General features: G+C 40.2%; 21 protein-coding genes and 1 pseudogene. 16 read left to right on the top strand and 6 right to left on the bottom strand.

Annotated features, from left to right (window positions below):
* The 9 genes from LC040_15515 (at window position 1) to LC040_15475 (ending at window position 10,408) form a co-directional block, all read left to right on the top strand.
* On the top strand, window positions 1-921 hold the full coding sequence (locus tag LC040_15515) for a CoA ester lyase (GenBank protein ID WLR50655.1): 921 nt from the start codon (window positions 1-3) through the stop codon (window positions 919-921).
* 2 nt (window positions 922-923) lie between these two features.
* Window positions 924-1,592 (top strand): hypothetical protein, encoded by a 669-nt coding sequence (locus LC040_15510; GenBank protein WLR50654.1) that lies wholly within the window; start codon window positions 924-926, stop codon window positions 1,590-1,592.
* Between the two features lie 24 nt (window positions 1,593-1,616).
* A complete protein-coding gene (locus LC040_15505) occupies window positions 1,617-2,249 on the top strand; it encodes a sugar transferase (GenBank protein ID WLR50653.1) in 633 nt (210 codons plus the stop codon).
* The gene (locus LC040_15500; GenBank protein ID WLR50652.1) at window positions 2,215-3,336 is read left to right on the top strand and encodes a hypothetical protein; all 1,122 of its coding nucleotides are present in this window, start codon (window positions 2,215-2,217) and stop codon (window positions 3,334-3,336) included. Before LC040_15505 ends, LC040_15500 begins: the two co-directional genes overlap by 35 nt.
* Before the next feature lie 4 nt (window positions 3,337-3,340).
* Window positions 3,341-4,432 carry a GNAT family N-acetyltransferase gene (locus tag LC040_15495; protein ID WLR50651.1) on the top strand — a complete coding sequence of 364 codons (1,092 nt, stop codon included), beginning with the start codon at window positions 3,341-3,343 and terminating at the stop codon, window positions 4,430-4,432.
* Window positions 4,433-4,472: 40 nt separating this feature from the next.
* Entirely contained in the window at window positions 4,473-5,639 is a 1,167-nt protein-coding gene (locus LC040_15490; GenBank protein WLR50650.1) for a glycosyltransferase family 2 protein, read from the top strand.
* A gap of 122 nt (window positions 5,640-5,761) precedes the next feature.
* Complete coding sequence (locus LC040_15485; GenBank protein ID WLR50649.1) at window positions 5,762-7,693, top strand: SEC-C domain-containing protein; 1,932 nt, start codon at window positions 5,762-5,764, stop codon at window positions 7,691-7,693.
* 114 nt (window positions 7,694-7,807) lie between these two features.
* Window positions 7,808-9,271: a S8 family serine peptidase gene (locus LC040_15480; GenBank protein ID WLR50648.1), complete on the top strand. Its 1,464-nt coding sequence runs from the start codon at window positions 7,808-7,810 to the stop codon at window positions 9,269-9,271.
* 69 nt (window positions 9,272-9,340) lie between these two features.
* The gene (locus LC040_15475) at window positions 9,341-10,408 is read left to right on the top strand and encodes an SEC-C domain-containing protein (protein WLR50647.1); all 1,068 of its coding nucleotides are present in this window, start codon (window positions 9,341-9,343) and stop codon (window positions 10,406-10,408) included.
* Window positions 10,409-10,428: 20 nt separating this feature from the next.
* On the opposite strand, the gene LC040_15470 is transcribed toward LC040_15475, so the two are convergent.
* Window positions 10,429-11,613, bottom strand: a complete 1,185-nt coding sequence (locus tag LC040_15470) for an acyltransferase (protein WLR50646.1) — start codon at window positions 11,611-11,613, stop codon at window positions 10,429-10,431.
* Between the two features lie 180 nt (window positions 11,614-11,793).
* Here LC040_15470 and LC040_15465 point away from each other — a divergent pair, with 180 nt between their 5' ends.
* From LC040_15465 to LC040_15455, 3 genes are all read left to right on the top strand, one after another.
* Window positions 11,794-13,134 carry a CAP-associated domain-containing protein gene (locus LC040_15465; GenBank protein WLR50645.1) on the top strand — a complete coding sequence of 447 codons (1,341 nt, stop codon included), beginning with the start codon at window positions 11,794-11,796 and terminating at the stop codon, window positions 13,132-13,134.
* Between the two features lie 293 nt (window positions 13,135-13,427).
* Window positions 13,428-13,988, top strand: coding sequence for a competence protein ComK (locus tag LC040_15460; protein WLR50644.1), 561 nt, complete (start codon window positions 13,428-13,430; stop codon window positions 13,986-13,988).
* A gap of 180 nt (window positions 13,989-14,168) precedes the next feature.
* Entirely contained in the window at window positions 14,169-15,647 is a 1,479-nt protein-coding gene (locus tag LC040_15455; GenBank protein ID WLR50643.1) for a copper amine oxidase N-terminal domain-containing protein, read from the top strand.
* A 48-nt stretch (window positions 15,648-15,695) separates the two neighbouring features.
* Here the strand turns inward: LC040_15455 and LC040_15450 are convergent, their stop codons facing one another.
* From LC040_15450 to LC040_15440, 3 genes are read right to left on the bottom strand one after another with little or no spacing between them, the layout of a single operon-like run.
* Window positions 15,696-16,004 carry a hypothetical protein gene (locus LC040_15450; GenBank protein WLR50642.1) on the bottom strand — a complete coding sequence of 103 codons (309 nt, stop codon included), beginning with the start codon at window positions 16,002-16,004 and terminating at the stop codon, window positions 15,696-15,698.
* Window positions 16,005-16,063: 59 nt separating this feature from the next.
* On the bottom strand, window positions 16,064-16,744 hold the full coding sequence (locus LC040_15445) for an Ig-like domain-containing protein (GenBank protein ID WLR50641.1): 681 nt from the start codon (window positions 16,742-16,744) through the stop codon (window positions 16,064-16,066).
* Window positions 16,741-17,778 (bottom strand): Ig-like domain-containing protein, encoded by a 1,038-nt coding sequence (locus LC040_15440; GenBank protein WLR50640.1) that lies wholly within the window; start codon window positions 17,776-17,778, stop codon window positions 16,741-16,743. Before LC040_15440 ends, LC040_15445 begins: the two co-directional genes overlap by 4 nt.
* 148 nt (window positions 17,779-17,926) lie before the next feature.
* Here LC040_15440 and LC040_15435 point away from each other — a divergent pair, with 148 nt between their 5' ends.
* The 4 genes from LC040_15435 to LC040_15420 all read left to right on the top strand — a co-directional run bounded on the left by LC040_15435 (window position 17,927) and on the right by LC040_15420 (window position 23,219).
* Window positions 17,927-19,822 (top strand): FAD-dependent oxidoreductase, encoded by a 1,896-nt coding sequence (locus LC040_15435; protein WLR50639.1) that lies wholly within the window; start codon window positions 17,927-17,929, stop codon window positions 19,820-19,822.
* Between the two features lie 167 nt (window positions 19,823-19,989).
* Complete coding sequence (locus LC040_15430) at window positions 19,990-20,379, top strand: GntR family transcriptional regulator (GenBank protein ID WLR50638.1); 390 nt, start codon at window positions 19,990-19,992, stop codon at window positions 20,377-20,379.
* On the top strand, window positions 20,372-21,274 hold the full coding sequence (locus LC040_15425; protein ID WLR50637.1) for an ABC transporter ATP-binding protein: 903 nt from the start codon (window positions 20,372-20,374) through the stop codon (window positions 21,272-21,274). The genes LC040_15430 and LC040_15425 overlap by 8 nt, the downstream gene beginning before the upstream one ends.
* Window positions 21,249-23,219 (top strand): hypothetical protein, encoded by a 1,971-nt coding sequence (locus LC040_15420; GenBank protein WLR50636.1) that lies wholly within the window; start codon window positions 21,249-21,251, stop codon window positions 23,217-23,219. The genes LC040_15425 and LC040_15420 overlap by 26 nt, the downstream gene beginning before the upstream one ends.
* 84 nt (window positions 23,220-23,303) lie before the next feature.
* Here LC040_15420 and LC040_15415 read toward each other — a convergent pair whose 3' ends face one another.
* Together LC040_15415 and secA2 are read right to left on the bottom strand one after the other, a co-directional pair.
* Complete coding sequence (locus LC040_15415; protein ID WLR50635.1) at window positions 23,304-24,212, bottom strand: accessory Sec system S-layer assembly protein; 909 nt, start codon at window positions 24,210-24,212, stop codon at window positions 23,304-23,306.
* Window positions 24,213-24,269: 57 nt separating this feature from the next.
* Window positions 24,270-26,648: pseudogene (secA2, locus tag LC040_15410) on the bottom strand (accessory Sec system translocase SecA2).
* Between the last annotated feature and the right edge of the window lie 4 nt (window positions 26,649-26,652).

The raw sequence follows: 26,652 nt of genomic DNA, 5'->3' as shown, positions 1-26,652 counted from the left end.
ATGACCGTCAATTATCCAATGCGTTCACTCATGTTTGTTCCTGGTCATAAGCTGAAGTTAATCGAAAGTGCTATAAAGACAGATGCAGATGTATTGTTGCTTGACTTAGAAGATTCAGTACAGCCGAGGGTTAATAAACAGATCGCACGGGACAATATTGTTCATTTTGTTCGGAATAATAAGTTTTCGAACCGCCGTATATTCCCAAGAATTAATGACCGGGAAAGCGGTGAACTGTTGAAAGATATCAGTCAGCTAACGATTGAAGGGGTTGACGGGTTTGTCTATCCGAAGTCTAACATCGGGCAGGATATTTATTTCATCGACAAGCTCCTTGAAACAATCGAATATGAAAAAGGCTTTCCGATTGGAACCTTTAAGATTATTCCATTGATTGAAACAGCATCGGGAGTACTGCACGCAGAGGAGATTAGCGCGGCATCGGATAGAGTAATTGCGATTGCATTCGGAAATGAAGATTATTTAACGGATATTCAAGGAGTAAATGATGAAACAGCTTCCACGATCTTTACAGCGCGCTCGATGATTGCGATGGCAGCTCGAAGTCAGAATGTAATACCGATCGACACGGTTCACATTAAGGTACATGATCTTGAAGACCTTGAAAGAAATATACAGATTGCTAAGAAATTAGGCTTTGAAGGGATGCTTGTGCTGCACCCAAAGGAATTGGAGTTAGTTCATAAGTATTATTCGCCGACAGAACAAGAAATAATTGAAGCAAGGAAAATGATTGAAGCTTTCGAAGAATCGGAGCGAAATGGCTCAGGAGTAGCGATCGTGGATGGCAGGTTTGTCGGACCACCACTAGTGAAGAACGCTTATAAAGTGTTAAGTAGCTATGAAAATATACTCGCGAAGGATGGAATTGAGGTTAGGACAATTGGTTTGGAGGGGTAGTCGTGGAGAAAGTAATCATGATTGGTGGGAGAGGCTCGGCTGTTGTAATTGCAGAGCAAATTTATGACACACAAATCAAGAGCGGTGGCGTTGAATTCTTAGGGTTTGCATTCGATGATGAGACGCTAGGAGATAGCATTAATGACTTTCCGATCTTATGCAAAACGTATGAAGCATATGAAAAATATAAGAAGTATGATGATGTGAAGTTTATCTATCAATTGTATCGACCTGATTTAATGAAAGAACGAATTGACTTGTTACATAGCTTTAACATTCCAGATGAGAAGTTTTATACATTCATTCATCATTCAGCAACTGTTGCAAGGTCTGCCAAGATTGGCTATGGGACTGCGATTATGGCTAATTCAGTGGTGAACCCTAATACTGTGCTTGGCAATCATTGCACAATCCATTCAAACACTTTAATCGGTCATGACACAAAGCTAGGGTCCTATAACTTTCTAGCTGCTCATAATGTTGTAGGCAGCTCCTCTGTGTTTGGGGATGGGAATTTCTTTGGCTTAAATAGCACGTTCAATAATTACTTAAAAGTCGGTGACTTTAATTTTGTTGGAATGGCTTCTAATGTGATCAAAGACTTGGACTCAAATCAGAAGGTGTACGGTAATCCAGCAAAGGAATTTCACAAAACAATTAAGCCGTTGTAAGAACCTTTATTGGAGTGGGAAGATGTGAATTATATCCAAATGAAATGTTTTCTTGATAAAATAATGGCTTTTTTTCTCTTGGTTATTTCATCACCGCTTCTGATTATTCTTTCTCTCTTCATTATGTTAGAGGACTCCTCTGCTTCACCAATCTTTAGGCAAACGAGAATTGGGTTTAATAATAGAGAGTTCAACATTTATAAGTTACGAAGTATGAGAACGCAGACGCACAAAGATGGTGTTCGTCTATCTGACAGCCAAAGAATGTTGAAGATCGGTGGAATTATCCGAAAAGCAAGCTTTGATGAGCTCCCGCAGCTGGTGAATATTCTAAAAGGGGAAATGAGCTTTATCGGCCCACGTCCATTATCCGTGAAATATCTCCCCTACTATAATGAAGAAGAAATCAAGCGGCATAACGTTCGGCCTGGAATAAGCGGCTGGGCTCAAGTGAATGGTCGAAACACGATTAGCTGGGAAGACAAATTTTCATTTGATGTTGAATATGTGAAACGGATATCCTTTCTTTTTGATTTGAAAATATTCTTCCTCACGATTGTAAGGGTGCTGCAAAAGAGCGGCGTGCAAACGAGAGGGGAAGGCAGTATGGAAGTGGATTTTCATGAACATCGAAAAAAACAAAATTCAGTCATGTGAAGTAACGGTTAAGGAAATTGGCAGTGAATTCTGGATAGATTCAGTAGGAGAGGCTCCTATCGATGGATTTCCTAAGTGGTTAACGACGTTTGGGAACCCCGTCTTAACTTCATCCGGTAGAGGAGCAATCACACTTATACTGCAGCAAATCGTCCCAACATCTAAATCAGTCTTGTTGCCTGCTTACATTTGTGAATCTGTTATTTTGCCATTTATTGAACAAGGATACACTTGTTATTTCTATGAACTGAATGATGATCTATCACCTAATATCGATAGTCTCGTCCAAGATGAACAGATTGGCGTTTTTGTTCATATGGGCTATTACGGTTTTCCAACGAACGCTAATGTAACGGATGTACTTAATTATTTTAAGAAACGCTCAACAATCATTATCGAAGATGTTACACATACGTTATTTTCTAGCTTTGAAAGGTTTGAACAAAATGACTTTTATGTAGGAAGCATTAGAAAGTGGTTCGGTATTCCAAGCGGCGGTTTTGCTGCTTCTCCAAAGAGAGAGATGAAAGCACCGCACACTACGAATGAAATGTTCTCTAAGTTAAGGTGGGAAGCTTTATGTGTGAAGGGGCAATTTATAGAAAGCAATGATGAGCGGATGAAAGAAAGCTTCTTACAGCGTTTTTCTGAAGCTGAAGCTTTATTAGATGACGATCTTGCACCTTATTGTATGGAGCAGAGATCGATGGACGTGCTCAATTTGGTAGATGCTCCTGATTTAGTTGAAAGAAGACGAGCGAACTATCATACATTGTTAGAAGGCCTCGTGAATGTTGCAGGGATAGAACCGTTCTTATCTGAATTTTCGGAAGAGTATTGTCCGATGTTCTTTCCGGTGCGTATTAATAAGAGCAGAACAGAGATACGAAACGAATTAATTTCGGAGAAGATTTATTGCCCGGTTCATTGGCCGATACCGAAGCAAATCAAAGTTGAGCACTTGAAACAATCGTTATACATATACAACACAATTCTTTCAATCCCATGTGATCAGCGTTACGGAAAGAAAGAGATGGAGCGAATTCTATCGGTTCTTCATAAAGTGAACAGAGAAATAAGGAAGTGAACAAATGCTATCGGTTATTTCGATAAATGAAGCTAAGAAGTGGGATGAGATTGTTAAGAGCTTTCGGAACTTTGATGTATATTATTTATCTGGCTATACGAAAGCTTTTCACATTCACGGAGACGGTGAACCGCTCCTTTTCTATTACGAGGATCAATGTATAAGAGCAATCAATGTGGTCATGAAGCGTGATATCGAAAGAGATGAGAATTTCTTAGGTGAAATTCCTCAACGTTCATATTTTGACCTCGTCACCCCGTATGGATATGGGGGTTTTTTAATCGAAGGTGACACATCTGCCAGCAGCTTGCAGTCACTTAAGGAAGCCTATCATTCATATTGTAGAAGCAATGGCATCATTAGTGAGTTCGTGCGCTTTCACCCAATCCTTAAAAATGATCAGAATGCTGCATCTCTCTATGATGTGCTCCAAGTAGGCAAGACGATCTCCATTGATCTGGACTGTCCGGAACAAATTTGGAATGAACTGACTGGTAAAAATCGAAATGTCATAAGGAAGGCAAAGAAGCTAGGAGTGGAAATTTACTGGGGACGAAATCCTGAATTATTTGACCAGTTTATTGATCTTTATAACGCTACGATGGATAAGGATAACGCAGATGACTATTATTACTTTGGAGAAGAATTTTACCATAGTGTGCTGGAGGATTTGAAATATCATTCTTACCTTTTCTATGCGATGTTTCAAGGTGAAATCATTGCGATGTCCATTATTTTGGCTTGCAATCAACAACTTCATTACCATTTGTCAGCGTCTGATCGTGAATACCAAAGCTATGCCGCTACAAACTTGTTGCTGTATGAAGCAGCATGTTGGGGAGCTGAAAATGGGTACACCACCTTCCATTTAGGCGGCGGTCTTGGCGGAAAAGAAGACAGCTTATATAAATTCAAAAAAGCCTTTAACAAACATTCAGCCAATACATTTTCAATTGGAAGAAAGGTGTTTGACGAACAGAAATACACGGAGTTAATGGGAATTAGGAGTGCTGACGATGAATTTGATCTGGAGACAACCTTCTTTCCTCAGTATCGGGCGAAAAAGCCTGTAGCAAAGACAGCACTGAAATCTTAAGGTTGTTGAATGGCAGAACGGTTGAAAGGAGAAAAATGGGATGTATGTTCTGTTGATCGTTTTATTTGTTATAAATGCTTTCATCATCGTTTGGGCAATGGTTGGTTACCCTCTATCTTTAAGGGTTATTGACAAATATAATCGCAAACCTTCTATTATAAAAACTCGAACTCATGAACCAACGGTAACGCTTATGATTGTTGCGCATAATGAAGAGAAAGTGATTCTTAATAAGTTGAAGAATGTCACTGGCCTAAATTACCCGAAAGAAAAATTGGAAATTCTCGTTTCCTCTGATCATAGCACCGATCAGACAAATGAAATTGTTCGAGCCTTTATAAAGGAACATAAGGATTTCAATATCCGCTTATATGAAGTGAAAGAACGAAAAGGTAAAACAAATGCACAAAATGAAGCTGCCTTAACCGCAAAAAGTGACATCCTCGTGATGACCGATGCAAACGCTATGCTCGATAAAGAAGCTGTTAAAGAATTAGTGTCTGCTTTCGCATCTGACGATATTGCTTATGTGACAGGAAGGCTTAAATATGTAAATGCAGAAGCCGAATGGACGAGTGAATCAGAGTCCTCTTATTGGGAATGGGATTTGAAAATGCGTGAGATTGAATCAAAGCTGCACTCGGTCACAGCAGGGAACGGTGCGTTATATGCATGCCGAACGAAAGACTATTATCAATTCGACCCAATCAAGTGCCACGATGGTGCCATGCCGAAACATTATGTGTTAGAAGGCAAAAGAGCGATCTATAATAAAGATGCGATTGCTTATGAAAAGGCTGGCGCAACTGTTGAGGATGAATTTGGCCGAAAGGTAAGAATGTCGAGAAGCATCTTTACAGCCTTGTTTTCAAACTTACAACTATACAACTTCTTCAAGCATAAGTGGTTTAGCTATTGTTATTTTGGTCATCGTTTCTGTCGGCAAAATTTATGGTCAGCACATTTGATGGTTCTGTTGCTCAATATTCCGTTGGCATTTTTCCATTTCTTTTTCCAATTAACATTGCTTTTCCAGGTTATCTTTTATAGCGTAGCCTTGGTGAAGCACATTGCCAAAATAAATAACCGAATACCAAATATGATCTATTATTATAGCATCACAGTGCTAGCACAGATGCTTGGAGTCTTCCGGCAAATAACCGGAAAATCAAAGCCTTTCTGGGAAAAAGCCGAAAGTACACGATAAACAAAGTAGAAGAGCAATCGTCTTAATAAGACAATTGCTCTTTTTTTTCGGCGTTAAAATGACAAGTCTCTTCCCTGCCGTTACAATGAAAGCAGGTGTACGTGAAAGGAGCGGAAATATTAATGGCAAAGGTAAAGCGGAATGACCCGTGTCCATGCGGGAGCGGGAAGAAGTATAAGCAATGCTGCTTGAAGCAGAAGACGGTTTCGATTACGGATTTGATACATAAAGAACTTGTCGATGCTTATAGGGATATCATCAATTATGGGTTAACGAAATATGAGACGTTCTTGTGGCGTGAAGTGAGACAGATGATAAAGGGTATAGAAAGTAAAGGTGAGGAAGAGGAATTTTATGCCTTTGAGTTAAATCTTTATATCATGGCCATGAAAGCTGTAGATGGTCAGCATACAATTATAGAAGATTATATTAAGAAGAATGCCTCGAAATATAAGCGGACTCGTGTAAGGGAAATAATAGAGTCGTGGGGAAATTCAGAACCATTTATCGGAGAAGTCATTGAAACCTCTGAAGCAGAAAAGGCTTATGTGTTGAAAGATTATCTTACTGGTGAAGAACGTAAAATTTACGAGCTGGATAGTCAGGAGGACCTGCCTGAACTTCAAAGTGTTAGTATCGGTATTTTACTCCCATTGGAGGACAGTTGGACATTTTTCGCAACATCAGTTGATATACTCTCGAAATATGCTCCCCGCATTAAGAATTATTTACATACTTCATATTCAAACAGCGGAATCGACTCAGTAAGAGAATGGATGAATTCATCTTATGCTGAAATACTGAGAGCGGTAATGTTTGGTGAGTTTGAAGTCGAACCGGCTGAAATGATGGAATGGAACAATGAAAAGCATAAAGCTGTGGCGGAGCTGATAACAGAGCAGTTTGCAAAGGAAAAGTTAGAGTCGTCATTTATTCAATTTGCTTTAATTCTTTGGTCTGAATATTGTCAGCAACGAAATCCGCGTATTCGCAACGAGCGGTTGTACGCAGCATCGATGCATTATTTGGTGATGGATATCTTGAGGCCTGAACAGTATACCCAGTCAGAGTTAGGTAAATTGTACGGCGTGCCAGCGAATAGCATTTCTACGAAGTATAATGATATGGGTGATGAATTAGAAGACAAGATTGTCGATATGCTTTCTATTGAGCAGGAAGAAGAGCCAGAGCAATCGTCATCTAGAATGGGACTAGAAAGACAATTATTTATGATGGAACGCTCGATGGCTGATAAAAACTTTGAGTCGGTTGAAGAAATAAATGAATTTATGAGAGACGAACCAGGGGAGTCTTGGTATCCAGCGTCTAAGCGGGATCAAGCGCAAATGCTGTTGTATGATGCATATGATGCTAATCCGCCGGAGCGGTATGAATTAGCTAAGAAAGCATTGTCACTTCATTTAGATAGTCCTGATGCATATAACATTATGGCAGAATTAACGGAAAGTCCTGAAGATGAGCTTGCCTTTTATGCTCGGGGAGTTGATGCAGGTGAGAAGGACTTAGGAGAAGCATTTTTTAAAGAGCATAAGGGTGATTTCTATATGCAAGTTAGTACGCGGCCGTATATGCGGGTGAAGATGAATTATGCCCAGCAACTGTATTTACTTGATGATGTAGAAGAAGCCCTGCATCAATATGAAGAAATGTTAATGCTGAATCCTAATGATAACCAAGGAGTGCGGTACTTGCTTTTAACTGCGTACCTTGAAGAGGAGTTATTTGAGGAAGCGGAAAGGCTGTTAGAAGCTTATGATAATGACGGAATGGCAAGCTTTCAATACAATCGTGCTTATCTTCATTATCAGCAGCATGGCATCACAACCGAGCTAGTTCATTTACTAAAAGAAGCAAAGAAACAAAACCCACATGTGCTCGACTTCTTATTAGGAAAACGCGAAATTACTTCACGCTATCATTCTCAACTTACGGTAGGCGGAGTAACAGAAGCAGAAGTCTATGCCCAAGACCATGCACATCTATGGGTCGGTGAAGAATCATTGATGAACTGGTTGGCGAAGCAGTGGGGGTAAGTAACTATTAGAATTGTCACCAAACCATCACCAACTTGTAAGCTTTCCGTAATAGTACGGGAGGCTTTTCTCGTGGTAAAATAAGCATACTAGAGCAGTAAGGTGGTGGCATCTTTGAGAAAACTTACTAGAATGATAGTCTTATGTTGCTTGGTGATGGTTTTTGCTAGTGGGGAAGCTGCGGCGGAACAATTGAGTGAGAAGGAAAAGCAGGAAGCCCGCAGTGAGGAAGTGTTGGTGAAATATAAGGGAAACAACGTATCTACGTTTGATAAAGGTGAGGAGCAAGAATATTTAGAGCATGTACAGATGCGGGTGTTGAAGGTTAAGGATAAAGCGAAGAAGCAGCAGTTAATGAAAGAATGGAAGACACGTCCTGATGTGGTCGTTGAAGAGAATCAGCCGCGTTATGTAGAGAAGGTCAATGACCCTTATCTAAACTATCAGTGGAGTATCCCGTTTTTGGAGCTTCCTTATATGTGGCATTACAATTCCAGTGAAGTTGTTCGGATTGCGGTGATTGATAGTGGCGTGAACATCAATCATCCGGATTTGCTTGGAAGAATGGTTAGCGGTGGTTATAATTTTATCGATAATAATATGGATATAAGTGATGTGCACGGCCATGGAACGGCTGTTTCTGGTGTTATTGGGGCAACGATTAATAATCGTGAAGGCATTGCAGGAGTTACAGGTGGGGTGCCGATTGAAATCTTGCCATTACGTGTTACGTTTAGTGATGGGACAGGCTATACGTCAGATATTATTCGTGCAATAAACTATGCGATTGAGCAAGAGGTTGATGTTATTAATATTAGTATGGGTTCAACTGCTTACTCTGAGCTTGAACGTGAGGCCATAAACACAGCAATTGAGGACGGAATTATTGTAGTTGCGGCTGCAGGTAATAATGGGAATAATACTTATTCATATCCTGCTTCCTATCAAAATGTCCTTTCGATTGGTTCAGTTGGCGAATCTGGAAAAGTCTCTACCTTCTCTAATTTTAATGACCGAGTTGTTTTAACGGCACCAGGTGAGAAGATTTTAACAACAACGAGAGACGGAGGCTATGAATTTCAGTACGGCACTTCTTTTTCAACTCCAATCGTTGCAGGAACGGCAGCTGTGTTAAAATCTTTTTATCCGGAAATGAATCAGCAGGATGTGTTGAATACATTCATCAAGACAGCTGAGGATCGCGGTGTGCCGGGGAAAGATGATTATTATGGTTATGGCATTGTGCAGCCGCTTGATGCCCTTCAAAGCCGATTATACATTAATTGGAATGCCCATTATGACGTTGATTATGATAAAATATGGCATGTACGTTTCAATGTACCAATGGATGCAAACAGCTTCGAGTCGTCGAATGTGTTTGTATTAAATGAAGCATTTGAGTTGGTGGATGTGGATGTCTCGTTGAGCGAAGACAAGGAAACAGTTGTGATCAAGCCTCCAAGGTTTGGTTATCGTCTTGGTGAGCAGTATACACTCTACTTGGAAGCTGATATTGCGTCAGCAGCAGGATTAACAATGAATAAGCCAGTCATGATGGAGTTCACAATTGAACAGTGATAGAGATTGGAGAGCTGTGAATGTTATACGGCTCTCTTGTTATGTGAAAAGAGGGGTGAAGATTGACATATGTCAAATGTCAAACGGAACGATCCGTGTCCATGTGGAAGCGGGAAGAAATATAAGAAATGCTGTATGAAGGAACAGACAGTTTCAGTTACACAGCTAATTGAAGAAGAAGTGTCACAAGCTCAGGCAGATGTAATTGATTTCACAACGAAAAATCATCAAATGCAAGTGCGGAATTCTGTTGAAAGTGCGTTAAGAGGATTGAACATTCCAGAACAAGCTCAGACGATGTTCAGCTTTCAAGCGATCTTATGGACACTAATGCATGAACGGTTAGCTGGTGACCAGACGATTATGGAAGAGTATATCCATAAGAACAGCGGGAAATGGAAGCGTGATAGAGTTCGTCACATTGTCCAAAGCTGGAATAATGGAGGTCCCTTCTTCGGTGAAGTCGTGGAATCTTCAACGGAAGAATGCGATGTCGTTGATATCTTTTCTGGTGAAGAGCGCAGGGTGAAGTATTTGACTAAAGAACAACAGCCGAATAAGGGTAATGTGTTAATCGGGTTTATGCTGCCATATGAAGAGCAGTGGGTTGTCTTTGAAGAAAGTATTATTCTGCAAGATAAGGATACAAATCTAGTGGTTCAACATTTGAAAGGCTTATTCCAATCAAGTGGTGAAGAGACACTTCAAGACTGGCTTTGGAATTCATATCTCCAGCTTGTATGGGAAGCATTGTATCGCAAGCTAGAAATTCGTCCTGGTGAACAATTTGAATGGAAGAATGAGAAAGAGAAATCTGTTGCGAGCTTGCTGAAGGAAGCATTCCAGAAGGACAATATTCCTGAAGAAATTGCTCAGTTCGGTCTTTCATTGTGGCACACGTACTGTATTCGCAAAGCACCAAAGATTCGCAATGAACGAATTTACGGAGCGGCAATTCATTACTTAGTTACACAGCTTACGTCGATGAATACGAAGACACAGCAGGAATTAAGTGACCTATACGATGCAACAAGCAGCAGTATTTCATCCAGATACCGTGAGATGGAAACCGTCTTAGAAGATGAATTAGGCGAATTCCATCGTGCTGTTCAAGAATTAGAGCAGAAGATGAATTAGAAGCGAAAAGATTCACTGCATTACGCCAGTGAATCTTTTTGCTTTTTCGAGTTCGTTTCAAGATATGGGACGTGTTTTGGTGCAGCGCCAAAGAGCACCCATGAAAGGTTGAACCGCTTCATGATGAAGCCGACGATATTCCAGCATAGAATCAGCATAATAATAAATTCTCCGAACACGACGGCATGATACAGAGTCGGGTCGCCTACTTGAATATTTTGCTCATACCACATGAGCAAGAACGGATGAATCAAGTAGATTCCGAATGAAACAACCCCAAGGTGAATCAGCAGGTTCGTAAACCAAGGTGCAAGTCTTCTGTACAGGAAGAACGACAATTGAAAGAGAACAAGCGCTGTTGTTAACGTGTGTACGTTCCACAATAGCTCATATAAATTGCTGTTAAAAGTCGCAATTCCTGCTCGTGTTAAATACCAAATCTTCGTATGAAAATAAACAGCTCCAGCCCATGTAACCCATAAGGCAATCCACGATAGGCCGTATGTGGAGAACTTCTCCTTCGAAACTTTCAGCCAGTCAAGTACCTGTTCATAGTAAATGCCAAAGAAAGCTCCTGTGAAATAGAATGACATGTAAGAGAGTGAAATACTCCCTTTCTCAGGATACTGCCAGAAATGCTGGTTATAAAAGATAAATGCCCATTGAATAACAAAACCGATCCAAATTGCATTCTTTGCAAGAAAGGTTGATTTCTTGAACATCCATAGCAGTAATGGGAATAACAAATAAAGCTGAACGCTTATAAAGACAAAGTAAAGATGCGGGTGGGCATTTCCTTTTAACAATTTGATGATAAATTCAGATACGAAAGGACCCCAGCCAGGAAACACACCGTCAAAGGCATACCATTTCACAACATAGTAAGCCATTGAAATAATAAAGTACGGCAGCAAGATATACATTAAGCGTCGTTTATAAAAACGCGTCACAAGCTTTGCGTCGAAAGGCCGGTAGTAATAACTATAAAAGATTACAAAGCTGCTCAAGAAAATAAAGGTTGGTGTACCGTACTTAAAGGCAATATTTACGAAATTGTATGTTTCATACAGGTCAGATTGAGGATCTAGACCGACAACAGGTCTGCCTGTAGAGTGAACGGTAAGAACAGCGATAATGGCAATCGCCCGAATTAGAAAGATTTCTGGAATTTGCTTTCGCTTTGGTGGTGCTGCTTTTGGTTCCATGTATGCTCACCTTTTGTTTGTTAGTATGAATCATCTGTCATTTAGTCATTCGCAAAAGGTGGAGAATATATCTCCGTCGGAAGTTACCAAGTTTTTCTGAGCCCCTTCACTGACAGTTTTTCAAATTGTTTTTCGAAAATTTTGTTGAGTCATTAAAGAGGGAAAGGGAGAACGTGCAGCATGAAGTGTATTCGTTTGTTTGTAGTTTTTGCTTTAACAGCGAGTTTGCTTTCCTTCAGTCCGCATACGATTGAAGCAAAGACAATCGAACATCAAGAGAATGTCCCATCAACGAAGGATTGGAAAATCACATTCAGTACACCGTTAAACCAGTCCACCATAAATAAAGAAAATATCTATGTTGTTGACAACAGTGGTCAAAGGGTTTCAGAGGTAGAAGTAAAGCTGAGTAACTCCAAGAAAGCCATTGTGGTCGACTGCCAGGAAGCTTATGAGCCTGGTGAAACATATACACTCGTTTTATCAAAAAATATCGCCTCAACCTCTGGAAGCGGCCTAGGTGAACGAGTAAAAATGAATTTTACAATTCAAGAGAAGCAGCAGACAGCCAAACAGGCACAGCCAAAACAAGAAGCACAAGCTTCAGAGCAAAATCAAGCGAAACAAAATAAAGAAGCTGTTGCATCAGAGCAAACAGCACCCCAGCAAGAAGCCTTTTCAATTAAAGGAATTGAAATTGGAGATTCTAAGCAAGAGGTAGAAGCGAAATTAGGACAAGCCGACCGCGTCACAGAGAATCAATACGAGCTATCATGGCATACATATCATCAAAACTATAAAAATTTTGTGATGGTTGCTTATATGAATGATGCTGTAGCTGGCTTGTATACAAATCAAGATCTCATCGCTTCAAAGCATAATATAAAATTGAAAACATCCAAGCAATCTGTGTTGAATCAGTTTGGCAAACCGATGAATTCAATGAAAATGTCAGACGGGACATATGTGCGTGTGAGCGGAGAAAATCGAGGAACGTATGACTTAAATAATACGTATACAACATTCTATTATGACAAGCATCAGAACAATCAATTAACAGCGCTTAGCATTATTTCTAAGAAAATGATGGAACGAAAAGCAGGTTATTATGGAAAAGCTGATCAGAAATTAGCACGGGCATATGAGAAGCAAATCTTTGATTTGACTAATGCAGTGCGTGTTCGCGAAGGAAAGAGCATCTTAACATGGAGTGAGAAAGCAGCTGTTTCGGCGAGAAAACATAGCAAGGATATGGCGGAGAAACAATATTTCTCCCATACAAATAAGCGTGGTGAATCGCCATTTGATCGTATGAAAAATGAAGGCATTTCTTATCGTTTTGCCAGTGAAAATATCGCATACGGCCAACCCGACAGCATTGCTGTTCATGAATCTTGGATGAATTCCCAAGGTCATCGCAAGAATATATTACACGATACCCCTACGCACCTAGGTGTAGGCGTCACATTCAACGAGCAAAATGTGCCATATTACGCGGAAAATTTCTATACGCCTTATTAAAAGAGAAACAAGAACCGTTTATTTCGACGGTTCTTGTTTTTTTGCCCTATAAATGTCAAATAATTTACATAAAATGATAATAATCATGTATAATGTAAATTATTGAGGTTCCCCATTTGAAAGTCTTCATGTAACTCGCACAGTTTCATCTTCAGAAAGCCCTCAAATATTTAAAGCATCTCCGTTCTACAGCAAGAACGAGGTGGAGGTGATATCCCCAGTGTTTTTTCAAGAATATTTCGTTATTCATTGTTTTGTGAAATCTTTCACAAAACAACTTAGGGAGGGGTAGGATGAAGAACGGTAATGAGGAATTTAAGGGAAAAGAACGAACGAAACCTTTTATTATTCATGAAAAGGTTGAGGCAGTTGTGTCGTATTATAATAAGAACGCTTTTCATTGTTCGAAAATTTTGGATGACCAGGGAGTTCTCTATTTGGAGAGCCCGCCAATTAAAGTAATGGAAGAGAGCTGTCTCTATTATGGTAGTGATATTTGGGGCCGCTGGAATGTTGCAAAACAAATTTTGCAAGCAAAGCAAATGTTGCCGCTAACTCTATCAGTATTACACGACTTAGTGATGATTCCACTTCGTTCTCCGTTAAGTTCAAATTGTGAATGGGTCTCACTAGCTCAAATTGATTCAATCGAGGCGATCGACGCAAAGCAGACACGAATTACGTTTAGAAGTGGTAACCAATTAGATGTAGCTCTTCAGCCGAATAGCATTGAAACGAAACGTTATCGAGCAGCTTTTCTCCGGGATGAACTAATACGTCGTTTTATGGACGGATTTCAAGATGAGGTGCCGCCCTCCATTTGGTTTATGATGATGCGTTCTCTAAGAGATTAGTAGGGGGAGGATTGTTGACACCTTGTCGGCAGTCCTTTTTGAATGAATAAAAAGAATGACAATAATAGAAATTTTTAATAAAATGAAACATATATTTCCTTTTGATCGTTATATATGATAGAGGTTTTGCGAGAGCATGATCTTCATAAAAAAATTAATAGGGAAGGCGGTAACATTTAGATGAAGAAGTTACTATTTGTAATGGTTTCGTTACTTCTTATGTTGGTTGGTTGTTCATCAACTAATCCTTCTTTGAAAGAAGTCTATATGAATTCCATGAAGTATGAATCATTTGAATCAAAGATGACCTTATCGGTTAACGCAGATGTGAAAGGGGCAGAGCTTGAGGAGCAAGAGAAACAGATTCTCGATATGCTGAAGTCTGGTATTACGATGGAACAGAAGCAAGCAAATGCAGAAGAAGCGTATATGAAGCTGACACTTGTTAATGATCAGCCACTTCGTGATATGGGATACTGGAGTGCCGAAGAGCAGGCAGCTCTAGAAATTCTCGTGAAAGGGCAGAAGGTTTTCATGAAAACATCAGCTGACCCGTACTACTACGAAGTAGATACAACAGAAGCTGAAGGTTATAACGCTAGTGCGATGCAAATGAGCATGGCTGATCAGAAGAAGCTCCGTGAATTCATGAAGGGTGCTTTGGAAGACTACATGATGCAGTTCGATTATACAATCGAGAATATTAATGATAAAGGCTGGAAGAATATCCAAACACCAGAAGGTTATGAGAAAGTAAGAATGGTAGAAGTACAGTTTGATATTAATAATATCTTAGATTTTGCTTCCTATACACTTGGAAACCTTGCTGAATACGAAAAGCTTGATCAATTAGTAAAGGATTTCATGGCGTTTATGCCAGAAGAAGCGGGAATGCCATCAGATGAGGAATTAACTGAAGGAATTCAAGAAGTACGCAATGGCATGCTTCAAGCAAAAGCATATGTCGATGGTTTTACAGAAGAGAGCCTTGAGGAAATGGCTGGAATGGATATTGACTTCAAAGCTGTTTCAGAAGTAGGACTTTCAAAAGAAAAGAAATACCTTGCAAGTGAAGATACAACGATTTCCCTTTCAGTAACTGACCGTGAAAGCGGTGAAGGTGTAGATGCTGAAATTAATATCGATTCATTAGTTTGGAATGTTGGTGGACAGGTTGACCTTCCGAAGGTTCAGCGTGCAATTAATGTGGAAGAGCTTGCTCAAGATCTTGACCGTGTGAAGGCATTACCTGATGAAACACCAGTGAAGCAATTGCTAATGAAAGAGTTCAGTGCGGAGTTCATTGTAAATGAAACATTTGCAACATTAGGAACTGAGTGGGTTGAGCTTCCACAAGCTACATATGAGAAAAATGGAGAAGTGATGGTACCGATTGCAAACGTAACAGATTGGCTGAATGGTAAGCTGAAGTGGAACGGCAAGGACCAATCATTCAAAGTTCAAATTGGTAAGAAAAACATGGATTTCAAAGTGGGCAGCAAAGAAGTGAAAGTAAACGGCAAGAAGCTTATGATGACATCTCCTGTAGAGTTGAAAAATGGAACAAGCTTTGTGCCTGTTTCCTTCATCGCCGAACAAATTGGCGCGAAAGTTGATTACAATAAAGAATATGGCACAGTAAACGTATACTTCGAATAAAGCAAAAGGACACCGTATGGAGAATTTCTCTCCACTCGGTGTCTTTTTTTACTCAATATTCACAATCCGAAACTTCGGCTGAGTCTTATTGGCTTTGTCTGAAGAAGTGGATTGTGTTTCTTCTTCTGAATCTCCGGTCTGTTCTTCGTCTTCTTCTTTCTCATTCTTGCTATCTTCCTCTGCTGATTTACCATCTTCTTCATTCGGATGTTGAGCAGGAGCTGATGTTTCAGCAGCTGTGTTGCTGCTATCCATACCTTGATTCGACTCACGTTCTTGAAGTAGATGCGGCCAAAGAAGCAAGTTGATAATAATTAAGGTCATAATGCCTGTACTAATGAGGGCTTTCTTAAGCATAGTAAACCTCCGAACTGTTAAGAGGCGGTTCGAACATTTGTTTGCAAGAACGCGCACCCTTATTTAATCGTATAGTACTCACGATGAACCAGCTTTCCGCTGTTATTGTAGCCTTGGACATAAAGTCGTTTGCCTTTCTCTAAGCCGGATAGACCCAGCTTATATTGATTGTCTCCTAAGTAGTGAAGTTCATAGCCATTCACTTTCACTTTCGACACATAATCATTTGCAGTGACGGTTACTTGGTTAACATAATCACCGAGCTTCACCTGGATATCGAACCCTTCTTCTTTAAGTGCTGGTTTATTCGAAGATTGGGTTGGGTTAGAGCTTGATGATGATTTATTTGCTGCTTTTACGTACTTGAAAGGCATCACTACAGTATTCGTAAGGTTATCGGCATTTTTGGATGTGACCCCATTTTTAATTATCAGGCGGTACATTTCTCCTTGCTTATATGTGACAAGCGGCTTTACTGTAATCGATTTGCGATCAGCTGAAACCTTTACCGTTGCTCTGATTTTTTCGCTATCACTGTTTGTAATATAGACAGTTCCTCTTGAAACAGTTGTCGGCTTAACCGGTTCACTGAAATGGATCTTCCATTCCTTCTTTGGGTTTTCTGTGAGCTGTTGTTCCCAACGTGAGAAATCAGCAGAATGAATAGGCGTTACGAACAAAACGAACATAGTCGCAGCTAATGTGAGCATACTAACAACAATTACCTGGAATTTTCTCATGGGATCACTTGCACCTTCAATTTCTGCATATCATTTTCCGTTAGCAGGTCATTAAAGTCTGTATCGTTTGCCAGTAGGTCATATAGTGTATAGCCAAGGCCTGCTGTTTTGTAGTCATACTTCTCGCTCACTTCTGAAAACAAATTATCATCTGCAGCAATCTTAATTGTTTGCTCATCAAGCTTTTCATTTTTCACATTGTAGGCTGTTACGACTAAATCGTAGGCTAATGGTAAATTTCCAAAGCCAATTGTATAGGTTTCTGTTTGCTGTTTATTATTGTTGTTTCCTGTGTCTTCTTCAAGAAGTTTTCCATTTGCTGAGTGCATCGTATGACCGTCATATTTAATTTTAATGAAAACACGGTTAATCTTAGTGTCTTCTTTTATGACGACATCAATGTTTGTTAATGAGTCGGTTACTTGTTGGCGCGCATCTTCTTCTACTTTTCCGCGTTTTTTGTGTAAAACAGTGATTTCTTCAATATATCGCTCAGGGGCGAATACTTTAAGTTCACGCGGGGTATATGTATTTAGGATGTTTGCTAACTTCGCGTCATTTACAACCATTAAGTCGTAGAAATCAATGTAGTTTGTTTCGAAGCGGATGGTCTTTTTGTTTTTGTAATAGTTTTTCCCTTCGATTTCAACGGCATTATCTTCTAACTCAAGCTTATATGTTTCATTAAATTCAAGGTATTTTTCGGGAATGATAATAAGCTTGTCAGCTGATTTGCGAATCTCTTTAATCGCAATCTCTTTATACTTATCACCTGTTTGTTTTAGGCCTAGTGAAATTTTTTCTTTATGAAAGTTTTTGATAGTGCCATTAAAAGTAATCGTCGGCTGAATATCAATCGGCACCTGTTTGTCTCCGTTATCAACATTCGTATCTTTAATCGTTGCATAGGAGGCAGCATTTGCCTGGTTTGATTGGGAAAAAGCAAAAAAGACAGATAATAGCAATAAAACACTCAGAAAGAGGGATGTCGCTCTCGAAAAAATGCTTGAAGCGTTCATAATTTTCTTACACACCTTTCGTTACTCTTTTTATCTAAAAGTTAAGTTTTTGATTGTATGGAAAAGATTTCTTCATCCATAAGTGTACTACGAAACAACTACTTGCACCATGGTTTCTTCGATTTTCTATTGGAAAGGACGATGCTTTCTTTTCAGGGTGATAATGACGAAACAACAACTAGAAAAGGACGGATGTGGAGAAATGAAGAAGCTGATCTACCCGCTAACATTTATATCGGTATTTTTTGTAGGTTTTTTTATTGTAAATGGCTTTGAACCTGAATCCACAACAAATTCATACGATGTTGTTGTGACTGGTGGGGAGCCAGAGGGGGTTGCAGCGGCTGTTTCAGCAGCTCGTAACGGTTCGAAAGTATTGCTCGTAGCTCCAAGGGAAGGTCTTGGAGGACTGATGACATATGGAAAGTTAAATTACTTAGATATTCCGAACGGTGCTGATGGGAACTCAGTCAGTGAAGGGATTTTCAAAGAATGGCATAAGATGGTGGGGGGGAAATCTGTATTTGACGTAAAAAAAGGTAAAAAAGCATTTCATAAGCTTGTGGAGGATGAGCCGAATATTACCCTTTGGACGAATACAGAAGTCAAAGAAGTGCTCAAAAAAGATAATCAACTAACAGGCTTAGTTGTGAACCGTAACGGCAATCAAGTGAGAGTTGATGGAAAGCAATTTATCGATGCGACCCAAGATGCCGATATAGCTGCAATGGCCGGCGTGCCATACACAGTTGGAAAAGAAGATATTGGCCTTGATAATCATAAGATGGCGGTTACCTTAATGATTCACTTAAAAGGTGTCGATTGGGATGGCATCAAGAAAGCCGTCAAAACGAAAAAGTTTGGGAAAGGCGGCATTAACAAAACAGCGGCATGGGGCTTCACCGACTTGCATCATCTCTATAAGCCTAATCAAGAAAGAGCTCGCCTACGTGGTTTAAATGTTGCAAGACAGGAAGATGGTACTGTCTATATAAATGCATTGCAAATCTTTGGTGTCGATGGATTAGACAAGCAATCAAAACAAAATGCCATTAAGCGCGGCAAGGTTGAAACAAATCAAATTGTGAAGTTTCTGCGCAAAGAGTTTCCTGGTTTTGAAAATGCGCAGGTTGCAAGCTATCCTAATGAGTTGTATGTTCGAGAAACACGCCACATCGAGGCTGAATATACGTTAGACATAGGAGATGTTTGGGAAAACCGCGATCATTGGGATCAAATTGCACTTGGCGGTTATCCTGCTGATATTCAAGCAGCCAATGTCAATGATTATGGGATGGTTGTCGTGAACCCGAAGCAATACGCAATTCCATTCCGCTCTATCGTTCCGAAAAAAGTAGATGGATTACTTGTTGCAAGCCGTTCAGCTGGCTATGATTCTCTCGCATCAGGAAGCGCGCGAGTCATTCCAACAGGGATGGCGGTAGCTGAAGCGGCAGGTGTAGCAGCAGACCTTGCAATTAAAGAAAATGTAACATTCCGTGAAATTTCAAAAACAAAATGGTTAATTGATACCGTGCAAGTGAGGTTGAAGAAGCAAGGCGCTGAGGTGAAAGAATACAAGCTATCTTACCCTTACAAAGGTAAATGGTTCTACCCATCTTTCAAGACATTGTTAGAATGGGGCTTAATTAAAGGCGGCTACAAAAATGACATTCATCCAGATGAAAAGATGGCAGCCTCAGAATTTGCAGCAAGCCTTCAAAATGGTTTTTCAAGAATTGCTGATAAGAAGGTTCTGACAGACAAGAGCTTGTGGAGTGACAGTAAGACGATTACTCGTGATGAAGCGGCTCAACTGATTGTAGCTAGCATAACGGGTGAACAAACAGAAGACCCATGGCAAACCGTCTATAATAAAGGCTGGGTTGACCATGAATTAACGAAACGTTTAGATAAAAACGAACCACTAACAAATGCTGAAGCGTACTACTGGCTCGGCTTTATCATGGAACGAGTCGAAACACAAAAGAATATGGTCATGCAAGGTACAGCGATGAATAAACTGCCACACTACCTTGTTTTCTCGACACTTTTTTAGAAAAAAGTAAGGCCGGATTCCTTCCTAAAGGAGTCTGGCCTTTTCATTTTTTTGAAAAAATTCCTTTACAGAACTTACCTTTATCGTTACAATAACAACTGTATTAAGTTAAATAATACAGTTAATACACGTAGTACACGTGAAAGATATAAGGGGGGCGACGATATTTGTTTGATTTAGACGTTCGCAGCAGAAAGCCCATCTATGAACAATTGGTTGAAAAGGTGAAGGAACTCATCATTAACCAAGTGTTGCAGCCAGACGAGAAACTCCCATCTGTACGAATGTTAGCAAAAGAACTGACGATTAACCCGAATACAATCCAGAAAGCGTACAGGGAGCTGGAGAGACAAGGGTACTTATATTCCGTTAAAGGGAAGGGAAATTTCGTGGCGCCTATTGAAATCATGAACAATGAAAATAAGCTGACAGATATGAAAGAAGAATTAATGAAATTATTAGCCGAAGCCGTCTACCTCGGCTTAACACAACAAGATTTATTGAAGCTGTTTGAAGAAGCACAGCAACGAGCGGAAGGGGGAAGTCAGGATGATTGAAGTGAAGCAAGTCACAAAGGCATTTGAACGGGAAGAAGCTGTTCAACAACTAAGCTTGTCTGTTCAGAAAGGCTCCATCTATGGTCTGCTTGGCTCGAACGGAGCAGGAAAGACGACATTGTTGAAGATGCTGGCCGGTATTTATCGTTCGAATAAGGGGAGCGTACATATTGACGGGCAGAATATTTATGAGAATGTTTCCCTAAAGCAGCGGGTTATTTTTATTCCGGATGCCCTTTATTTTCTTCCGCAGGCAACAATTAAGCAGATGGCTGAGTTTTATCGAAGCTTTTATGAGAACTGGAACGAGGAACGGTTTGAACGTTTGCAGCAAGTGTTTGGAATCGAACTGACACGTAAGGTTCACCGGCTGTCAAAAGGAATGCAGCGGCAAGTTGCTTTCTGGCTTGCGTTATCTGCGATGCCTGATGTACTTATCTTGGACGAACCGATTGATGGTCTGGACCCTGTCATGAGACAGAAGATTAAGAACTTATTATTCCAAGATACTGCTGAGCGCGAGCTGACTGTTATCATTTCCTCCCATAATTTGCGTGAGATTGAAGATATTTGTGATCATGTTGGCATTATGCATAAAGGAACTTTAATTGTTGAGAAAGACGTCGACGATTTGAAGGCAGATACTCATAAGGTCCAGGCGGCTTTTGCGGATGAAGAAACAGCAGATCGTGTATTAAACAAGTTAGATGTACTGTACCGAGAAAAGCGTGGCAGTGTGTTGCTTTGTATTGTTAGAGGGAGCGAAGCACAAATTCGTCAACAGGTTGAGCCGGCACAACCGCTTGTATTCGACTTACTGCCGCTCACACTAGAAGAAATTTTCATTTATGAAATGGGGGATATTGGCTATGAAATCGAAAATATCCTTATTTAATACAGGGCTTATTAAACAGGATTTAAGACAGCACGGGTGGATAAGTATCGTCTATTTAATTGGTTTAATTTTCGCCCTGCCAACACAAATGCTTATGATCGATTCAGACGAATATCGTGTTCTGGATGATATTGAAACATATTTTCATATTGAAGTAGAGCTTCAAGCATTTTTCTTATGTACCGTTCCGGTTGCGGCAGGTATACTGTTATTCCGTTACTTGCAAACAAAGGAAGCCGCAGATATGATGCATAGCCTGCCGATAAAGAGAGGTACCCTCTATTTCAACCATACATTAAGCGGAGTAATTATGCTGTTGCTTCCAGTATGGCTCACAGCTGTTATCACATTTTTCGTTAGCAAAATGGTGTCGTATTCTACTTTGTTAACAATTAACGATCTTATGAGCTGGACAGTTATTGTTTCCATGCTAACACTCTTTTTCTTTATCACAACAATCTTCGTCGGGATTGTAACAGGGATGTCAGTGGCACAAGGGATTCTTACTTATATCCTTTTATTCTTACCGACAGGATTGTTAGTAATGATTAATTATCAATTAACACAGTTTTTATATGGCTTTTCAGAGTATGCGATGAGTGCTCAGTATGAGAAGTGGTCACCGATTATTCGAATCTTTGAAATGCGTGGCGATACATTATCAGGAATGGAAATGATCTTCTATCCAGTCATGACAGTCGCACTGTTTGTGTTTGGATTACTTCTATACAAAGCTCGTCATATTGAAACAGCTACCCAAGTGATTACGTTCCAAATCTTACGGCCCCTTTTCAAATACGGTGTTACTTTCTGTGCGATGCTCCTAGCAGGTTCATATTTTGCTAGTATGCGGTCTGGAGAATCTGAGTGGTTGTATGTTGGCTATGTGATTGGGGCAATTCTTGGTTTCAGTGCTGCTGAAATGATTTTGCAAAAATCATGGCGGATCTTTCGCCCTAAGCTAGCCGCTGAAATGGCTGGTTATGCTGTTATTATTGCATTGCTGGTTGTTGCCGTTAAGGTAGATGTTTTCAATTATGAAACACATGTACCTGATGGAGAAGTCGTTGAAGGCGTCTATTACGGGTATAATGTTTACGAGTTAAGAAATTTAGTAGAAAATGATGAATTAGCATTTTCAAACGATGAGCAATACATTCAAAATATGCGCAGCCTGCATGAAAAAGTGGTAACGACTCAGCCTGAGGAGCCTGCTAATCATGTGCAAGGCCAACACTTTGTCATTGCTTATAAAATGAAAGATGATAGTATGATGGTTCGTGAATACACCGTGCCAACTCAGGTGATTACGAGTCAATTAAAGCCTGTACTTGAGTCAAAACCATATAAATACGGTCATTTTCAGCTTCACATTTTAGACAAGCAAGCGGATCAAATCATTATTTCACCTTCAGGCGTTGGCCGAAAGAGGGCAGTGATCGCTGAACCAAAAGAAATGGAAGAGTTGAAGCAAATTTTAAAGAAAGAAATTCTCTCACTCGAATATGAAGAGATGGCGAATGTTGAGAGAAACTGGGCTGATATCGAAGTAGTAGTAGATACAGAAGATAGAATGGTACAGCACTATGATTGGAAGAAAACCTATCAGAAACTCGAAGGCTGGTTGAAAGAAAAAGGTTACTTCGCAAACGCTCGAGTTCTCCCTGAGGATGTTCGTTCAATTGAAGTCGTCAAACAAGAAGACGCAAGTCAGTACTACTATTCACCATATGAAGTATTTAAAAATAAAGAGTCAGCTCAAAAAGTAATCACCTCGGATGAAGACCATGTGATTGTAGAAGCATTAAACGAAGCCGCCCAACACGGCAATGGTCAATATTTCGTGAAATTCAACTTAAACCACGGAGAATCCTTCTTCGGCGTATTCACAAACGAACACATGCCAAAATTCCTTTCGCAGGATGCTCAAGAGAACGCTGGCTAAGAGCGTCAGTCCTAATGCGTCAGAGGCGATAAGCAAAGAAAAGCCGTACCACTTCAAAAATGTGGTACGGCTTTTTTGCGTATTTTATTTCTGTTCCTGTTGAGGTGGATATGCCTTCCATTTGCTTAAGTCGATGTCTTCTTTTGTAAGAAGGGAAGCAGGGAAGATAAATGTCCATGGTTTGCTTGTGTTTGCTTTTACTTCGAATTCCCCGAGAGTGAAGCCGCCTTTTGCGATAACTTCGCCTGAAGCATCTTCAACTTGTAAAGGAAGCTGTTTTAAGTGTAAGTTCTTTTCACTTCCGTTACGGATAAGCATTGTGATATGCAAATCGCCGTTGTCTTTACGTGCTGCTTGAAGCCCCATGAAGTTCACTTCGCCCGGTTTTGGAGGCGTAATTTGGGAAACCATTTCGCCTAACTTTTGCTTATCCGCTTCAGCTAGACTTTGTTCCCAGCTTTCTGCTAAGTCAAGTTCATGCTTGCGAGAAGAAGGTTTAAGTTCAAATGCAAGCTTCCAGCCTTCTTTCGGAATTTCTTCTGTGAAAAGGTCCTCTTTCGGAAAGATGAAATGCCATGGTCTGCTGCTTCTCGCTGGAATTTCACCAATTTCCGCTAAGTCAAACGTCTTGCGGCCAAGCTTTTCATTTTCAGGACCGATTAACAGAAGCGGCGTTTCCTTTAAACGTACACCTTTAGATAGAGAGTTTCGTACAAACGCTGTAACCCGTATATTTTCATCGTTTTCTTCTAGCTCAATACCTGACAGGGAAAGCTGATTTGGTTTGAGTGGTGCGCAGTCATTGCTTAAGAAACGGTATACATATAGCTGTTCCTCTTTCAGCTGCCAGCTTGGATGAACGGAAAGCTCCGTTTCGATCTCTTCATCCTTTGCGTTTTCGTCTTTTTCATTTAATAGTTCCTCAGACGAAACTGTACTGTCGTTACCTTCTTTCTTTAACTTTTCTTTGCGTTTTTTGAAAAACGATAGCATAAATGAATTCCTCCTAATATTGAAATCCGAAAAGGCGGGTAAGACCCGCCATATAGCTTATTTCTCTTCTTTTTGTTCTTGTTGTTCAAAAACAGGCTTCGCTAGGCGGGCAAGCTGGAAGGCTGCATCGCGTTCAAGCTCGCTGTATGACTTGCTGAACAGCTCAAGACCTTCTTTTTGATAGAGGCGCATTGGGTCTTCTTGCTGGTAATGGCGAAGACCGATTCCTTCTTTAAGACGTGTCATACTTTCCAAATGTTTCGTGTAGTGATGGTCGACCACCATTAACACAAGGCGTTTTAAAGCAAATTGAAGCTTTTGGTTTTCTTTTAACTCTTCAATGTTTGCTTTATAGCTTTCGACCTTACTTGAAACTTCTTCTTGGACTTCTGTTACATCAATAAAATTCTTACCTAAGTTCACTTGTGGTGAAACAATGATTTGGTTTAGCTTTGTTTCTAGTTCTTTTAACGGCCATTCTTCTGGGACAAGGTCCTCTGAGCAATACTCTTCCACCATTGCCTTGCTGTATGAATCAATCATTGGCGTAACAAGTGAAATAATATCTTCTTTCTCTAGAATGCGGTCGCGTAACGTATAAATAACTCCACGTTGTTCGTTGATGACGTTATCGAGTTTTAAGTTGTACTCACGCACTGCATAGTTACTGCCTTCGCAAATACGTTGGACACGATCGACGAACTCATGAATTTTCTTGTCTTGGATTAAGCCGTCGTTATCTGTTTTTACATTTTTTTCTCTTTCTTCTCAACTTCTTCCTTTGCAAAGCGACGGAACATGTCATCCTGCAGGGAAATGAAGAATTGGGTTTTTCCTGGGGTCACCTTGACGGCCTGAACGTCCTTTTAATTGGTTATCGATTCGGCGGCTTTCATGACGCTCTGTACCGATTACATATAATCCGCCTAGTTCTGCGACACCTTCACCGAGCATAATGTCTGTCCCGCGGCCTGCCATGTTTGTTGCAATTGTAATTTGATTCTTTTGACCTGCTAGTGATATAAGCTTCACTTCTTGTTCAATACTTTTCGCATTAAGCAAGTGGTACGGAAGCTTTGCCTCATCTAAGTATTCGGCAACCTTTTCAGATTGAAGAATGGAGGTTGTACCGACTAAGACAGGCTGGCCTTTCTCATGGCATTCACGTACTAAATTGACAACAGCTGTATACTTTTGGTCTTTCGTTGCGTATACATGGTCTTCAAGATCTTCACGAGCTCTTGGCTTGTTCGTTGGAATTTGAATAACGTCCATGCCATATAATTGTTGAAACTCGGATTCTTCTGTTTTCGCTGTACCTGTCATACCAGAAATAACCGGGTACATACGATAATAGTTTTGGATCGTAATCGATGCTTGTGTTTTGTTTTCTTCCGTTACTTCTAAGCCTTCTTTTGCTTCGATTGCTTGATGCAAGCCGTCACTTAACGTTCTACCTTCCATCGGGCGTCCTGTGAACATATCGATAAGGACAACTTTACCATCTTGGACAATATAATCGACATCCCGCTCAAACATCACATGTGCACGAAGCGCTTGAATCATATAATGATAAAGCGTCTGATGCTCTAAATCATAGAGGTTATCGATTCCAAAGGCGTTTTCGATTTTCTCAATTCCTTGATCGGTCAGGCTTGTTGCTTTCGTTTCGATATCGAACGTAAAGTCTTCTCCCTCTTTGAAACGACGTGCAACTTGGGAGCCTATATAATGAAGCTCTGCGCTTACCTTAGTTTTACCAGCAATGATTAATGGTGTTTTCGCTTCGTCAATTAACACACTGTCTACTTCATCCACAATGACGTAATGGTATGGACGTTGGACCTTTTGTCGTGGGTCAGCGACCATATTATCGCGCAAATAGTCAAAGCCGAACTCATTACCAACACCGTATGTAATGTCCGCTTGATAGGCTGCAACTTTCTCAGTAGGCTGCATCATTGGCACGTTCAAGCCAACTGTTAAGCCGAGAAATTGATGGATTTGCCCAATCATTTCGCTGTCACGTCTTGCTAAGTATTCATTGACCGTAATAACGTGAACACCTTTGCCTTCGAGTGCACGAAGGTAACTTGGAAGAGATGCAACCAACGTTTTTCCTTCACCTGTCGGCATTTCAGCAATATTTCCATCGGTTAGGACTAATCCACCAATTAACTGTACATCGTAATGACGCATTCCGAGAACACGCTTTGAGGCTTCGCGTACAACTGCGAAGCTTTCTGCTTTTATATCATCAATCGTTTGTCCGTTCGCTAATGCTTCTTTAAATTCGACTGTTTTCGCTTTTAATTCTTCATCCGAGAGCTGCTCATATTCTGCTTCTAAGCTATTAATCTTTTCAACAACTTTGTAATATTTTTTTAATTTACGCTGTTGCTCGTCGCCAAGAAGCTTTTTGATCGTATTTAGCATGTTT

It is taken from the genome of Bacillus tianshenii, assembly GCA_020524525.2.
Lineage (GTDB): Bacteria > Bacillota > Bacilli > Bacillales > Bacillaceae_N > Bacillus_AV.
This window is presented reverse-complemented; position numbering and strand designations above follow the sequence as displayed.

Excerpts from the sequence above, each read along its gene's own strand:
- LC040_15435 (WLR50639.1), top strand. The coding sequence starts at position 17,927 with ATGACGAAACAACAACTAGAAAAGGACGGATGTGGAGAAATGAAGAAG.
- LC040_15490 (WLR50650.1), top strand. The coding sequence starts at position 4,473 with ATGTATGTTCTGTTGATCGTTTTATTTGTTATAAATGCTTTCATCATC.
- LC040_15450 (WLR50642.1), bottom strand. The coding sequence starts at position 16,004 with ATGCTTAAGAAAGCCCTCATTAGTACAGGCATTATGACCTTAATTATT.
- LC040_15485 (WLR50649.1), top strand. The coding sequence starts at position 5,762 with ATGGCAAAGGTAAAGCGGAATGACCCGTGTCCATGCGGGAGCGGGAAG.
- LC040_15500 (WLR50652.1), top strand. The coding sequence starts at position 2,215 with ATGAACATCGAAAAAAACAAAATTCAGTCATGTGAAGTAACGGTTAAG.
- LC040_15460 (WLR50644.1), top strand. The coding sequence starts at position 13,428 with ATGAAGAACGGTAATGAGGAATTTAAGGGAAAAGAACGAACGAAACCT.
- LC040_15445 (WLR50641.1), bottom strand. The coding sequence starts at position 16,744 with ATGAGAAAATTCCAGGTAATTGTTGTTAGTATGCTCACATTAGCTGCG.
- LC040_15425 (WLR50637.1), top strand. The coding sequence starts at position 20,372 with ATGATTGAAGTGAAGCAAGTCACAAAGGCATTTGAACGGGAAGAAGCT.
- LC040_15515 (WLR50655.1), top strand. The coding sequence starts at position 1 with ATGACCGTCAATTATCCAATGCGTTCACTCATGTTTGTTCCTGGTCAT.
- LC040_15470 (WLR50646.1), bottom strand. The coding sequence starts at position 11,613 with ATGGAACCAAAAGCAGCACCACCAAAGCGAAAGCAAATTCCAGAAATC.
- LC040_15455 (WLR50643.1), top strand. The coding sequence starts at position 14,169 with ATGAAGAAGTTACTATTTGTAATGGTTTCGTTACTTCTTATGTTGGTT.
- LC040_15465 (WLR50645.1), top strand. The coding sequence starts at position 11,794 with ATGAAGTGTATTCGTTTGTTTGTAGTTTTTGCTTTAACAGCGAGTTTG.
- LC040_15415 (WLR50635.1), bottom strand. The coding sequence starts at position 24,212 with ATGCTATCGTTTTTCAAAAAACGCAAAGAAAAGTTAAAGAAAGAAGGT.
- LC040_15475 (WLR50647.1), top strand. The coding sequence starts at position 9,341 with ATGTCAAATGTCAAACGGAACGATCCGTGTCCATGTGGAAGCGGGAAG.
- LC040_15420 (WLR50636.1), top strand. The coding sequence starts at position 21,249 with ATGAAATCGAAAATATCCTTATTTAATACAGGGCTTATTAAACAGGAT.
- LC040_15495 (WLR50651.1), top strand. The coding sequence starts at position 3,341 with ATGCTATCGGTTATTTCGATAAATGAAGCTAAGAAGTGGGATGAGATT.